The organism is Stenotrophomonas sp. YJH_SMC_16 (genome assembly GCF_059367875.1).
Genome location: NZ_JCAFRH010000002.1, coordinates 206,649 through 220,296 on the forward strand (window position 1 = coordinate 206,649; position 13,648 = coordinate 220,296).

Consider the following 13,648-nt stretch of genomic DNA (forward strand, 5'->3'; position numbering starts at 1 on the left):
GGTCATGCTTTCACCTGCCCACCCCCTTCGAATCGTCGCCGTCTCCGGCGGATTGCAACGCCCTTCCAGGGCCGCCACGCTGGCCGAGCATCTGCTGGACCTGATCGGCGAGGACATCCATTGCGAGCAACACCTGATCGAACTGGGCGAGCTGGCGCCGCAGCTGGCCGGCGCACTGTGGCGCTCACAGTTGCCCGACGCTGTGGAGCGGCAGCTGGTTGCTGTTGAACAGGCCGACGTACTGGTGGTGGCAACGCCGGTCTACCGCGGTTCGTACACGGGGCTGTTCAAGCACTTCTTCGACTTCATCCACCAGGACGCACTGGTCGACACCCCCATCCTTCTGGCCGCCACCGGTGGCAGCGAGCGCCACTCGCTGGTGATCGACCATCAGCTGCGCCCGCTCTTCAGCTTCTTCCAGGCGCGCACCCTGCCATTGGGTGTCTACGCCACCGATCGCGATTTCGCCGACGGCCGCGTGCACAGCGACGCCCTGATCGAGCGGGCGCGACTGGCGGTACGGCGGGCCATGCCGCTGCTGGCGCTGCCCCGCCATCGTGCCACCGCCCTTGAGACCGCCGCAGCGCTTTGAATGCCGGATGCCCTCGCCCGCATCCGGATGCCACCCCGCAACACGGAACGCCGCCCATGACGACCGACACCTTCACCTTCAGCATCACGCGCATCCCCTTCAACGAGGACTACCGGCCCGCCGATGGCACGCGCATCACCACCAATTTCGCCAATCTGGCGCGCGGCGCATCCCGGCAGGAGAACCTGCGCAACACGATCAGCATGATCAACAACCGCTTCAACGATCTGGCGCACTGGGACAACCCGAGCGCGGATCGCTATGCGGTCGAGCTGGACATCATCTCGGTGGAGATGCACATCGACGGCAGCGATGGCCGTGATCCGTTCCCGTTGATCGAGGTCCTGCGCCCAACCATTGTCGACACGCAGACCGGTGCGCGTACCGAGGGTATCGTCGGCAACAACTTCTCGTCCTACGTGCGCGACTACGATTTCAGCGTGGTGCTGCCGGCCAGCAACGAGGGCAAGGCCACCTTCGGCATTCCGGAAGGCTTTGGCGACCTGCATGGCAAGCTGTTCAAGCACTTCCTGGAGTCTGACGCCTACCGTGCCAACTTCAGCAAGGGGCCGGTGATCTGCATCAGCGTATCCAGCAGCAAGACCTACCACCGCACCGAGAACCACCATCCGATCCTGGGCGTGGAATACCGCCAGGGCGAGTTCTCTCCCACTGACCAGTATTTCGACAAGATGGGCCTGCAGGTGCGCTACTTCATGCCACCGGGCAGCGTGGCGCCGCTTGCCTTCTACTTCCAGGGCGACCTGCTGGGGGATTACTCGAATCTGGAACTGATCGGCACCATCAGCACGATGGAAGCGTTCCAGAAGATCTACCGCCCGGAGATCTACAACGCCAACTCTGTGGCCGGCAAGGTCTACCAGCCCAGCCTGAAGCACCAGGACTATTCGTCCACCCGCATCGTCTACGACCGCGAAGAGCGCAGCCAGCTGGCGGTCAAGCAGGGCAAGTTCACCGAAGAACACTTCATCAAGCCGTATCGCGCCGTGCTTGAGCAGTGGGCTGCCCGCTGATCCATCGATTTTCCATTCGCCCCCAGGAAACAAGACGCAATGTCGACGAAGAAACTGCTCCCTACCTCCACCGCCGGCAGCCTGCCCAAGCCGTCCTGGCTGGCAGAACCCGAAAAGCTCTGGTCGCCCTGGAAGCTGCAGGACGAAGGCCTGACTGAAGGCAAGCAGGATGCCCTGCGCCTGTCCCTGCAGGAACAGCAGCATGCCGGCATCGATATCGTCAGCGACGGCGAGCAGACCCGGCAGCACTTCGTCACCACCTTCATCGAACACCTCAGCGGCGTTGATTTCGAGAAGCGCGAGACCGTGCGCATCCGCAACCGCTACGATGCCAGCGTGCCGACCGTGGTCGGCGCAGTGAGCCGTCCGAAGCCGGTGTTCGTGGAGGATGCGAAGTTCCTGCGCCGGCAGACCACGCAGCCGATCAAGTGGGCACTGCCTGGCCCGATGACGATGATCGACACGCTGTACGACGCGCACTACAAGAGCCGTGAGAAGCTGGCCTGGGAATTCGCGAAGATCCTCAACGAGGAAGCAAAGGAGCTGGAAGCCGCTGGCGTGGACATCATCCAGTTCGACGAGCCGGCCTTCAACGTGTTCTTCGACGAAGTGAACGACTGGGGCGTAGCCGCGTTGGAGCGTGCGATCGAAGGACTGAAGTGCGAGACCGCCGTGCACATCTGCTACGGCTACGGCATCAAGGCCAACACCGACTGGAAGCAGACGCTGGGGTCGGAATGGCGGCAGTATGAAGAGTCGTTCCCCAAGCTGCAGACCTCCAACCTCGACATCATCTCGCTGGAATGCCACAACTCGCACGTACCGATCGACCTGATCGAGCTGGTGCGTGGCAAGAAAGTGATGGTGGGCGCCATCGACGTGGCTTCCAGCACGGTGGAGACCGCCGATGAAGTAGCCAACACCCTGCGCAAGGCCCTGCAGTTCGTGGATCCCGACAAGCTTTACCCGAGCACCAACTGCGGCATGGCGCCGCTGGCCCGTGAAGTGGCACGGGGCAAGCTGCGTGCGCTCAGCGAAGGGGCCCGGATCGTGCGTGAGGAGCTTTCGGTGTAGCCCTGGCTGGAGATGTGTTCCCGTTTCGGCGCGAGGAGGATGGAATCTGGCCGGATACAGACCAGGCTCCACCTCGTCCCTGCACCTCGGGCCTGGCGGCCATCATGCGCGGCCTTGGTGTCAGCGCTTCCTTGATCCTCCCCATCTCCCCTGCCCCGGCTTCAGCCAGGCGCCGGGCCTGCTGCCGCTGCTCCCGCGTCAGCACCTGCGAGGGCACGGCGCCCGCGCCGGGCGCAACAGCCACCAACCGCGCCACCGCATCGCGCAGAGGCAACTGCGGGCAGAGCCGTGCAGCACACCAGCGCTCGGCGTAGCGCTTGGCCTGACGGGCGCTGGCGGCGGACACGACCTTGGCCTGTGACATCTTGCGTGCGTCCAGATACAGGCGGAACCCGAGCGCGGCATGCGGCACGATACGGGCCACCGAACGGCCGTTCCACCACAGATCCCAGCGCTCACCGCTCTGCGCCCAGCCGGATGGCCGGGAGGCGGTCACGCACGCAGGAAATTTGAACGAAGAGGCCATGGCGGAAAGGATACGAACACCCGTCGCATGACTTGAGACCGGGCGAACACCTGCGCGGAAGGCTGCCCGGATGCACTATTAACGTGACGCGTCACGCTCGATGATGCTTTCGATCCAGTTGAGGTAGCGGGACACGCGGACGTTGTAAACCACCTGGCCATAGAAGCCCGCCTCTAGCGCATGCTCGGGAACGGCGGTGATCCAGGAGCCGAGGCCCACCAGCTGCCAGGTCCCTTCCTTACTGATCAGCAGCGGGCCGCCGCTGTCGCCGTTGCCGAGCACGCCCTCAAGGGGAAGGCCCTGCGGAGGTGGATCGAACCGGTACCAGAGATAGCGCGTGTTGCCGCCGGTGATCGCGTTGCAGGCTCGCCGCAGCGTCGTACGATGCGGCCCGCCGGGCGCCAGCCCCACGGCACCGTTGCCGGTGGCGCCTTTCCCTATCAGGGAGGCGACCTGCGTGACCTCGTCGGCGCCACGGTAGAGTGCGACCGGCGGCACACCGCTCACCGGGGCGGCAAGTCTGATCAGTGCAATGTCGTCCGACGCTGCCAGAAACGCATGGATTTTCGATGCGCTCCCGGTTGCCATCGCTTCCTTGCCCAGCGCCTCGGGCATCCTCCGGTAGCCGGGGTGCAGGAAGACACGCTCGACGCCGTAGCCCTTCCCATCGATGGTGATCGTGGCATCCATCCCCTCCATCGGCGCGGCATGCCCGGCAGTCAGCACCCACTGCGGTGCGATCAGGACGCCGTGCCCCTCGCCCGGCATGTCTGCCAGTGCCGGGAACACCGATGCGTCGATCCGGTACCTGGCATCGTCAACATCATCGCGGATGACCACGGCACCGGCGGCGAACGGGAGCGTGGCCAATGCCAGGAAAATCCAGCGCTTCATGATTGCTTTCATCCTTGCAGTTCGATCACAACAGCCTAGGGGATATCCCTGCAATACGGGGAGATCGTGCGACCACTCCCGGCGATGGCCGACGAACCCGGGGAAACGGGAGTTGAAGCCAGGTGGGCCATGCCCTACCTGCGGCCCCGATAGGGTTCGCAGCCCACGCCGTCATTGTCACGATCGAGGTGCGGGCCATACCCCGGATCACCACGCCGTACCGGCGCAACCCCGGCGGCGCGGGCCTCCGCGCAGTTGGCAAATGCCCGGGAACCGCGCGCGGGGGCGGGGGCGAAACTGCTGCGCGGAGTGTCGACGTATCGAGGGGCAGCTGGAGCGCCTCGATGGCAGTGATACTCACCCGTTTTCCGGTTGGTGTGGCAACCCTGCTTGTCGAGCCCGCCCGGATGCGCGAGCACATTGGCGGACAGTGCCAGTGCGAGCATGCCGGATGCAGCCAATACGATGGAATCTCGGCGCCGGGTATCCATGCCTTCCCCCTGTCAGGCAATCCTGCCAAAGGGAAGGCTAGCATGGTGTCTCGACCGCCAGGCTTGACGCTGCAGCGGCGACCACTCAGCGCTGGTAGCCCTTCAGGAACAGCCAGGTGATCAGCGTGGCATCCGGCCCCTTCGGGTCGGTGAATGGCAGGCCCGACTGGCTGCCGCTCCAGGCATGCCCCATGCCCTGCACCACATAGTGCTGGACCAGCGTCCTGCCGCCGTACGCGTAGGTGTCGACGGTATACGCGCGGCCGCCCGGCACCTGGCCGTGATAGGTGCTGGTCGGCACGTACTTCACCGAATCGTTGTCCATGCCGTCGTCGGCCAGGTCATTGGTCTGCAGGAACTGGCGCACGGCCTGCTGCCCGTTCACCGGGTTGACGGTGAGGTCGGCGCTGCCATGGAACACCAGCACCGGCAGCGGTCGCGGCGACGGCGAACCCGAACACTGCCATGCCAGGCGACCGTTGCTGTCCGGCGAGTAGATGCTGCCGGCCAACAGTGCGTAGGCGCTGCCGGAAATCGTGGTCGCGCCCTTGAACATGCCACCGGAATGGATGGCACCTGCGGCGAACACGTCCGAATAGCAGCCCAGCATGATCGAGGTCATCGCGCCGCCCGCCGAAATGCCGGTGACGTACACGCGATGCGGATCAACGCTGTAAGCCGCCTTCACCTTTTCCACGATGCCGGCCAGGAGGGAGGGCTCGCCACTGTCGCGTGCCTGGTTGATCGGCAGCTGCCAGTTCCAGCAGCGGGCCGGATTGGAGGTGACGTTCTGCCGCGGGTAGACCACGATGAAGCCTTCGGTGTCGGCCACATCGTTGAAGCCCGAGGCCTCGCCCATCAGGTTCGGCCCGGTCACGCAGCCGTGCAGCACCAGCAGCAGGGGCTGCGGTTGTGTGTCGTCGTAGCCGGCGGGCACCCACACTTGGTATTCGCGGGCGCCGAACAGATTTCCGTACAGGCCAATGTCCCAATGCCCGGCCGGGCCTGCGGCAACGGCGCTGCCCGCCATCGCCAGCCAACTGCACAGTATCAGCAGTACAACCTTAATCGAATCGATTCCGGATTTCATGGCCAGATCCTCATGCGTGAGTCGTGGATGAAGGGGTACCGGGATGCGCTTCCGGCTGGGGGCGCGCCCAGTATCCGCATCCGGCGGCCGCTGCCGACTGGACCTAGGTCCAGTCGCCGCTGCCCGATGACACCGCTAGCCTTGGCTGCAGGGGTGGCAATGGGCCATCTGCAAGCACCTGCCTGGGGGAGGACCGAATGAAACGGAATTGTTTGAGTCTCATGATCGGCGCGCTGCTGGCCTCCGGGCCGGTACTGGCACAGGAAGCACCCCAGGCCACGCCGACGGTGGGCAGGACTGCATCACCCACCAACCTGGACAGCATCAAGGTCACCGCACGCAAGCGCGAGGAAACCCTGCAGGAGGTGCCGGTTGCCGTCACTGCGTTTACCTCCGAGGCGCTGGACAAGATGAATGTCCAGGACATCAGCGACCTGGATGCGCAGGTGCCCAACCTGACCATCTACGCTGCCCGCGGCGCCAGCAGCACGGTCACCGCCTACATCCGTGGCATCGGCCAGTCCGATCCCACCTGGGGCGCCGATCCGGGCGTGGGCATCTACCTGGACGACGTCTATATCGCGCGTCCGCAGGGTGCGCTGCTGGATGTGTTCGATGTCTCTCGCATCGAGGTGCTGCGCGGCCCGCAGGGCACGTTGTATGGCAAGAACACCATCGGCGGCGCGATCAAGTACATCTCGCGCGGCCTGCCCACCCAGGCCGAGGGCTTCGCCCAGATCACCGTGGGCAACTACAGCCAGCTGGATGCGAAGGCGGCCATCGGCGGCCCGATCGGCGGTGCCGACAGCGGCCTGCGCGCTCGTGTAGCGGTGGCCAGCATGAACCACGACGGGTTTGGCGAGAACACCTTCAACGGCCAGCCGGTCAGCGACAAGCAGATCAACGCGGCACGCCTGAACCTGGGCGCGTATGCGGGCGATGACTTCGACGTGCAGTTCGCACTGGACTGGATCGACGATCAGTCCGGCATGCGCGGCTCGAAGATGCTGGCGCCCAATCCGTTCCTGCGCGCCTACCCGCCGATGGACAGCCGCTATGACATCCGCTCGGGCATGCGCAACCTCAACAACGTGGAGAGCAAGGGCGCCTCGGCCACGGTGAACTGGCGGCCGAACGAAGACATCGCACTGAAGTACGTGATCGCCAAGCGTGAATCGGACAGCGAGGCCAACATCGACTTCGATACCGCGCCGGTCAAGCTCGCCGACGTGGGTGGCACCTACCACGACGACCAGGTCAGCAACGAAGTGCAGGTGAACTACGATGCCGGCGGCCGGATGCGCGGCGTGGTCGGCCTGTACCAGTTCAGCGGCGAAGCTGGCGGGCAGATCCAGAACAACTACTTCAGTGCGCAGTTCGCCGACAACCAGGGCAAGGTGCTGACCGACAGCATCGCGCTGTACGCGGACTGGACCTTCGACCTGACCAGCAGACTGAAGCTCGATGTCGGCGCCCGCTACACCGACGAGGACAAGCGCGCGATCGTGCTGAACCGCCTCTACGCCGACCCCGGCTTCAGCCGGCCGGTGGCGGTGACCGCCGATTTCGACAAGAAGACCAACTTCAAGAACGTCTCGCCCAAGGTCTCGCTGGACTACCAGATCACCCCGGACATCATGGTCTATGGCCTGGCGACGCGTGGCTTCAAGTCCGGTGGCTACAACATCCGTGCCAACGCGGTGGCGGTACCGCGCTCGGCGGAGCCGTTCGATGACGAGACCGTGGACAGCTACGAAGTCGGCAGCAAGATGGCCTTCCTCGACCAGCGCCTGTTCCTGAACCTGTCGGCGTTCTACAACAAGTACAAGGACATCCAGCTGTCGGTATTCACCGGCCTGGATACCAACGGCGATGGCATCGACGATTCCTTCTTCGGCGACTTCACCAACGCCGGCGCCGGCACCGTCAAAGGCCTGGAAGTCGAGTATCAGTACCTGCCCAGCCAGCACTGGCTGATTTCCGGCAACCTGGCATGGCTGGATACCAAGTACGACGAGTACATGGACCGCGGCATCAACGTGGCCAGGCAGATGAAGTTCACCAATGCCCCGGAATTCTCTGGTGCGTTCAACGTGGAATACCGCACCGACCTGGCCAACGGCAGCAACCTGTCGGCACGGGTGAGCTACAGTTACCAGAGCGAAGTGTGGCCGACCACCGACCTCAGCCCGGTGATCCGACAGCAGGGTTACGGGCTGGTCAATGCCGGCGTCATCTGGCGCTTGGATGACGCGTGGACCTTCTCGCTGCAGGGCACCAACCTGGCCGACAAGGAATACCGCACCACCGGCTACAACATCCCGGCGGTCGGCACGCTGATTGGCTTCTATGGCCCACCACGCGAATATAGCCTCAGCGTCCGTTACGATTTCTAGCGCATCCGTTACGATCTTCAGGAAGCTTCTGCATGACGCAGTCTTACGACGACCTGTACTGGAACAGCAATGATGGATTGCGCCTGCATGCGCGCGACCATGCACCCGATGCGGGGCAGGCAGCGCGTGGCACAGTGGTCTGCATTCCAGGACTGACCCGCAATGGTGCCGACTTCGATGCGCTTGCCAATGTACTCACCGCCGAGGGCTGGCGCGTGATCGCGGTCGACCTGCGTGGTCGTGCAGGATCGGAACGCGCATATGACCCGTCCAGCTACAACCCACGTGCCTATGCCGATGACATGGTTGCGTTGCTGCGCTCGCAGAACATCGACAAGGCGGTGTTCGTCGGCACCTCGCTGGGCGTGCTGGTGACCATCACCCTCGCCTCGCGCGCGCCCGAGCGGATCGCGGGCGCGGTGCTCAACGATGCCGGCCCCAAGGTGCCACGCGAGGCGCTGGCACGGATCGGCAAGTACGCCGGCAAGCCGGTCCCGCCGATGGACCTGGTGCAGGCCACGGCCTACGTGGAATCCATCGGCAAGGCTGCGTTCCCGCGCTTCAGCACCGACGACTGGCGGCAGATGGCGGTGCGCACCTTCCGCCCGCGCAGCGATGGCCTGCTGGAACTGGACTACGACCCGGCAGTGATCCGTACTACCCGGCCATGGTTGCTGTGGCTGTTGCGTCCGCTGCTGTGGCGTGCGGTCCGCGGGCTGACCGCACGGGTGCCGGTGCTGGTGGTGCGCGGTGCGCTGTCCGACATTCTGCCGGCCGATGTCGCGCGGCAGATGGCGGCCACCTCGGAAAGTGCCCGCCTGGTGGAGGTGCCCGATGTGGGGCACGCGCCGATGCTGTCCGAGCCAGAGGCGCGTGACGCGATCCTGACCTTGCTGGAGCGTGTGGCGTGAGTGCGGACAGCGACCTGCCTCCCGCCCTGCTGGCGTTGCAGCAGTGGGCCGCCAGTGAGCGGCTGAGTGGCGTGACCCGCGTGGACCAGACGCGTATCGATGCCTTTGCCGACGCCACCGGCGACCACAACTGGATCCATGTCGATCCGGCGCGGGCGCAGGCGCAGATGCCGGGTGGGCAGACCATCGCACACGGCTTCCTGCTGCTCTCGCTGACGGTGGAGGACGATGTGGCCGCCCTCGCTGGCTTCCCCGGCATCGCCCATGTGCTCAACTACGGCTTGAACAAGGTCCGCTTCCTGGCGCCGGTGCCGAGCGGGTCCGAGGTGCGGGTACGCTCGCAGCTGGTGTCACTGGACGCGCGGCAGCCCGGCCAATGGCTGCTGACCCAGCGCAAGGCCGTCGAGCGGGTTGCTGATGGCGAGCTGGCACTGGTCGCTGAGCAGCTGTCACTGATCGTGATCGCCTCCTAGCACCACCCTCCCCGCTTCTCTCCCTACACTGGAGCGATGTTGACGCCCTCCATCGTCCTCTTCGCCTGCATTGCATGGACCGCACTGCTGTTTGGCGTGGCGCTGTGGGGCGAGCGCCGGGGGCACCGGCTTTCGAGGGCATGGCCGCTCATCTATGCACTGTCGCTGGCCGTGCACTGCACCGCGTGGACCTACTACGGCGCGGCCTCGCAGGGGCTGCAATGGGGCTTTCCGATTCCACCGACCCTGGCCGGGATGGCGCTGATCTTCGCCTTGGGCCTGCCGTTCCTGCTCCGCCTGGGGCGGCTGGCCAAACAGCACAACAGTGCCACCATCGCCGATCTGGTCGTTGCACGACTGCGTGCCGATCGTGGTCTTGGCTTCACCATCACCCTGGTGGCGCTGTTCGGCATCATTCCCTACATCGCACTGCAGCTGAAAGCCGTCAGCCAGGGGCTGGGCGCCCTGCTCGGTGATCGGTTCGCGCCTGCCGGTGCGCAGCTGGACATGTCGTTCTGGTTCGCGCTGACGATGGCTGCGTTCACCCTGCTGTTCGGTGCACGCAAGGCCTCGGCCACCGAGCCCAACCGCGGCATCGTGGTCGCGCTGGGCCTGGAATCGGTGTTGAAACTGGTGGCGCTGTTGGCCATTGGCCTGTATGCGGCGCTGTCCGTGCACACGGCCGGCACACCGCTGCTGGAGAAGATGGTGCAGCTGCCGCCCCCGGCCATCGTGCCGGACTATCTCACCATGGTCGCGCTCGGGGCGATCTCCGCGTTCACCCTGCCGCACCAGTTCCACGTCGGCGTGGTCGAGCTTCGCCAGACCTCGGACCTGAAGACGGCACGCTGGATGTTCCCGGTCTACCTGCTGCTGATCGGCCTGCCGTCGGTGCCGATGGCATTGGCCGGCGCCGCACAGCTGCCGGCCTCGGTATCACCTGACCTGTACGTGCTGGCGCTGCCGCAGGCCGGTGGCCATCATCTGCTGGCGCTGCTGGCCTATCTGGGCAGCCTGAGCGCGGCCACCGGCATGATGATCCTGTCCGGGCTGACCCTGTCGATCATGCTTGGCAACCATGGATTCGGTTCGCGCTTGCTCGGCGGCATCGAAGGCGGTGTGGCCAATGCCGATCTGCGCCCCCGCGTGCTGGCGTTCCGCCGTGCCGGCATCCTCGCCGTGTTCCTGATGGCGTGGCTGTACAGCCGCGCGATGAGCGACACCGAGGCACTCAGCGATTTCGGCCTGATGTCCTTCACCGCTCTCTCGCAGCTGGCACCGGCAGTGCTGCTGGCGGTATATCGCCCGCGTACGCCCTCCGCGGCCATCATGGCCGGCATCGTGCTGGGCTCATTGGCCTGGCTGTGGCTGGTACTGCTGCCGATGGTGATCCCGGCCGCCACGCCATCGGTCGGCGCCGACGGGCTGCATTGGTTGTCGGTGGTCTCGCTGCGCGTGCAGCCGGGGCATATCGCCATCAGCATGGGGGCCAGCCTGGCGGTCAACCTGCTGGCCGTGGCACTGGTGTCGCGGGCCGTGCGTCCGTCGTTGCCGCGGAGGCGGGATGCGGTGGCTGCGGCGTCCCTGCGCAGAACCGCCGGACGCTTCCTTGGCCAGGAGCGTGCGCGCCAGCTGCTGGAGGGCTACGCCGGGCAGATGCTGGATGACGACCGGGTCACCGCCGTCGAGCGTGAACTGACGGCCGTGGTCGGTGCAGGCATGGCACGACTTCTGGTCGAAGCCGCACGCGAAGGCGGCGCCGCGCCGCTGGATGCGGTGACCCGCGCCGTCGGCGAGGCCACCCAGGTGCTGCGCTTCAACCAGCGCCTGCTGGAAGCCGCGCTGGAGAACATGAGCCAGGGCATCAGCGTGGTCGATGCGCAGCTGCAGCTGGTGGCGTGGAACAGCCGCTACGCCGCGCTGTTCAAGTTCCCGCCTGAGCTGCTGCAGGTCGGGCAGCCGGTGGTCAACCTCACGGCATGGGCACTGGGGCAGCTGAAGATCGGCGATGGCCCCGGCGACACGCCCACCAAGGCATTGCAGCGCCGCGTCGCGCATATGCGCCGTGGCACGCCGCACCTGTCCGAACGGATCTTCCCCGATGACACCATCGTCGAGATCCGCGGCAACCCGATGCCGGGCGGCGGCTATGTAGCCACCTTCACGGATGTCACGGCGTTCCGCCGCGCGGAGGATGCGCTCAAGCGCAGCAATGAAAATCTGGAACACCGAGTACAGGACCGCACCGCGCGGCTGCAGCAAGCGGTACAGGAGGCCGAGCGCGCGAACGCGGCAAAAACGCGCTTCCTGACGGCGGTCGGCCATGACCTCATCCAGCCCCTGCATGCGGCCCAGTTGCTGACCGAGGCGATGTCGCAGCACATCGAGTCCGAGTTCCTCGACAGTTTCCTGCGGCAGATCCGCGGCGCATTGGATTCCACTGATGACCTGCTGTCCGGCCTGCTGGATATCTCGCGACTGGAAGCCGGTGGGCTGGTGGCCGATCCGCGCCCCTTCGCGCTGTCGACCGTGCTGGATCCGCTTGCGCAGGAGTTCGCGGTGCTTGCGGCGGCGCGTGGCCTGCAGTTCCGCCACGTGCGGAGCCAGGCCTGGGTCCATAGCGACCCGCTGCTGCTGCGCCGGGTGCTGCAGAACTTCCTGGCCAACGCCATTCGTTACACCCGCCATGGCGGTGTCTTGCTGGGTGTACGCCGCCAGGGGCAGGCACTGATGATCGGCGTGCATGACACCGGCCCCGGCATTGCTCCGGAGCAGCAGGCGGTGGTGTTCGAGGAGTTCCACCGGGTCGATCGCAGCAACGGGCAAGGACTGGGCCTGGGCTTGACCATCGCGCACCGCATCGCCGACCTGCTGCATGCACCCTTGCACCTGCGCAGCGTACCCGGGCATGGCTCGGCCTTCTCGATCAGCGTGCAACGCGCAGCACCCCCTGTGACCCCGCGCAGTCCACCACCGACGGGCGGCAGCAGCGCCCTGAAGGGAATTCGTGTACTGGTGGTGGACAACGACCCGGACGCACTGGAGGCGATGCGGCAGCTGCTGCATTCCTGGGGTTGCGATGTGATCGCGGCAGGCAACGTCGATGACATCGGACCCTCAGCGCACGAGGCGGCGCTGTGGCTGTTCGACTATCACCTGGATGATGGCGATACCGGTGTTGCGCTGTGGAAGCGGCTGGTGGGCATGCATGGGCCGCGGCCGACGGTGATCCTCAGTGCCGATACCGGCAGCGATACGCGCGAGGCGGTGCGCGGCGTTGGGCTGTCCCTGCTCAACAAGCCGTTCAAGCCGTTGGCGCTGCGCTGGGCGATCAACCACCTGCTGGCGACCACTGCCACGCCCTGACCCATCAGGGCTCGGGAAGCTCTTCGATCTGCCGGGACGGATCGGCCAATCCCATTTCGTGCAGCACGCGGATGGCCTGCGCGCGGTTGCGCACGCCCAGCCGCTCCATGATGCGTGTCATGTGTGCCTTGACCGTGCGCAGCTGTACGCCCAGCCGGTCGGCGATCTGCTTGTTGAGCAGGCCCTCGGCCACCAGCCCCAGCACCTTGTACTGATGTGCCGACAGGCTGGCCAGGCGTGCGGCCAGGTCGGCATCCCTGCTGAACGGTGCCACCCGCGCCACCGGCTCGCGCAGCAACGCTGGAATCCAGCGCTCACCCTCCAGCACGGACTGCAGCGCGGACTGCAGTTCGTTCAAGCCCGAGCTCTTGGGCAGGTAGCCTGCGGCGCCGAGGTCGATGGCACGCCGGATGACCTGCGGCTCCTCGTTGGCAGAGACGATGATGATCGCCAGGCCCGGCTGCAGGGCACGGATCGTGGCCAATCCGGCCAGCCCATGGTTGCCGGGCATGTGCAGGTCAAGCAGCATCAGGTCGATCGACTGGTTCTCGATCACCTCCAGCACGCCGTCCAGCGAATCAGCCTCGCTGATCTGCAGATCGGCGACCGCCTCTTCCGCCGCGCGATGCAGTGCCGCACGGAACAAGGGGTGATCATCGGCGATGAGCAGGGTTGGCATGTCCTGGCGAGATTATCAAATCGGGTGCGCGCGGGAACAGGTACCTAGGTACGCTGGTACAGCAGGAAGGGCTTGCTAGTGTGGGGCGGAGAAGGCCGGCGGCCGCAACGCCGCCCACGAGG

The 13,648-nt window shown here is 65.7% G+C and carries 12 protein-coding genes; 7 read left to right on the forward strand and 5 right to left on the reverse strand.

What is annotated here, in order from left to right; genetic code table 11:
• Nucleotides 1-4 precede the first annotated feature (4 nt).
• Genes msuE through AC5P6E_RS05725 form a run of 3 tightly spaced genes read left to right on the forward strand, consistent with a single transcriptional unit; the run spans nt 5 to nt 2,700 of the window.
• Nucleotides 5-592, forward strand: a complete 588-nt coding sequence (gene msuE, locus AC5P6E_RS05715) for an FMN reductase (RefSeq protein ID WP_019337727.1) — start codon at nt 5-7, stop codon at nt 590-592.
• A 56-nt stretch (nt 593-648) separates the two neighbouring features.
• Nucleotides 649-1,626, forward strand: a complete 978-nt coding sequence (locus AC5P6E_RS05720; protein ID WP_329834702.1) for a DUF1852 domain-containing protein — start codon at nt 649-651, stop codon at nt 1,624-1,626.
• 39 nt (nt 1,627-1,665) lie between these two features.
• On the forward strand, nt 1,666-2,700 hold the full coding sequence (locus AC5P6E_RS05725) for a methionine synthase (RefSeq protein ID WP_019337729.1): 1,035 nt from the start codon (nt 1,666-1,668) through the stop codon (nt 2,698-2,700).
• Here the strand turns inward: AC5P6E_RS05725 and AC5P6E_RS05730 are convergent.
• The 4 genes from AC5P6E_RS05730 to AC5P6E_RS05745 form a co-directional block, all read right to left on the reverse strand.
• Nucleotides 2,657-3,226 (reverse strand): hypothetical protein, encoded by a 570-nt coding sequence (locus AC5P6E_RS05730; RefSeq protein WP_019337730.1) that lies wholly within the window; start codon nt 3,224-3,226, stop codon nt 2,657-2,659. The two genes, AC5P6E_RS05725 and AC5P6E_RS05730, sit on opposite strands and share 44 nt — an antisense overlap.
• 78 nt (nt 3,227-3,304) lie before the next feature.
• Nucleotides 3,305-4,120: a S1 family peptidase gene (locus AC5P6E_RS05735; protein WP_019337731.1), complete on the reverse strand. Its 816-nt coding sequence runs from the start codon at nt 4,118-4,120 to the stop codon at nt 3,305-3,307.
• A gap of 134 nt (nt 4,121-4,254) precedes the next feature.
• Nucleotides 4,255-4,611, reverse strand: a complete 357-nt coding sequence (locus AC5P6E_RS05740; protein ID WP_100041156.1) for an excalibur calcium-binding domain-containing protein — start codon at nt 4,609-4,611, stop codon at nt 4,255-4,257.
• Between the two features lie 85 nt (nt 4,612-4,696).
• Nucleotides 4,697-5,701, reverse strand: coding sequence for an extracellular catalytic domain type 1 short-chain-length polyhydroxyalkanoate depolymerase (locus AC5P6E_RS05745; protein ID WP_495230769.1), 1,005 nt, complete (start codon nt 5,699-5,701; stop codon nt 4,697-4,699).
• Between the two features lie 221 nt (nt 5,702-5,922).
• Here AC5P6E_RS05745 and AC5P6E_RS05750 point away from each other — a divergent pair, with 221 nt between their 5' ends.
• The 4 genes from AC5P6E_RS05750 to AC5P6E_RS05765 are packed head-to-tail and all read left to right on the forward strand — an operon-like array spanning nt 5,923 to nt 12,847.
• Nucleotides 5,923-8,097, forward strand: coding sequence for a TonB-dependent receptor domain-containing protein (locus AC5P6E_RS05750; RefSeq protein WP_019337733.1), 2,175 nt, complete (start codon nt 5,923-5,925; stop codon nt 8,095-8,097).
• Nucleotides 8,098-8,129: 32 nt separating this feature from the next.
• Nucleotides 8,130-9,008, forward strand: a complete 879-nt coding sequence (locus tag AC5P6E_RS05755) for an alpha/beta fold hydrolase (protein WP_019337734.1) — start codon at nt 8,130-8,132, stop codon at nt 9,006-9,008.
• Nucleotides 9,005-9,481 (forward strand): MaoC/PaaZ C-terminal domain-containing protein, encoded by a 477-nt coding sequence (locus AC5P6E_RS05760; protein ID WP_019337735.1) that lies wholly within the window; start codon nt 9,005-9,007, stop codon nt 9,479-9,481. Before AC5P6E_RS05755 ends, AC5P6E_RS05760 begins: the two co-directional genes overlap by 4 nt.
• 36 nt (nt 9,482-9,517) lie before the next feature.
• Nucleotides 9,518-12,847 (forward strand): hybrid sensor histidine kinase/response regulator, encoded by a 3,330-nt coding sequence (locus AC5P6E_RS05765; RefSeq protein ID WP_019337736.1) that lies wholly within the window; start codon nt 9,518-9,520, stop codon nt 12,845-12,847.
• Between the two features lie 4 nt (nt 12,848-12,851).
• Here AC5P6E_RS05765 and AC5P6E_RS05770 read toward each other — a convergent pair whose 3' ends face one another.
• Nucleotides 12,852-13,526: a response regulator transcription factor gene (locus AC5P6E_RS05770; protein ID WP_010485636.1), complete on the reverse strand. Its 675-nt coding sequence runs from the start codon at nt 13,524-13,526 to the stop codon at nt 12,852-12,854.
• Nucleotides 13,527-13,648 lie beyond the last annotated feature (122 nt).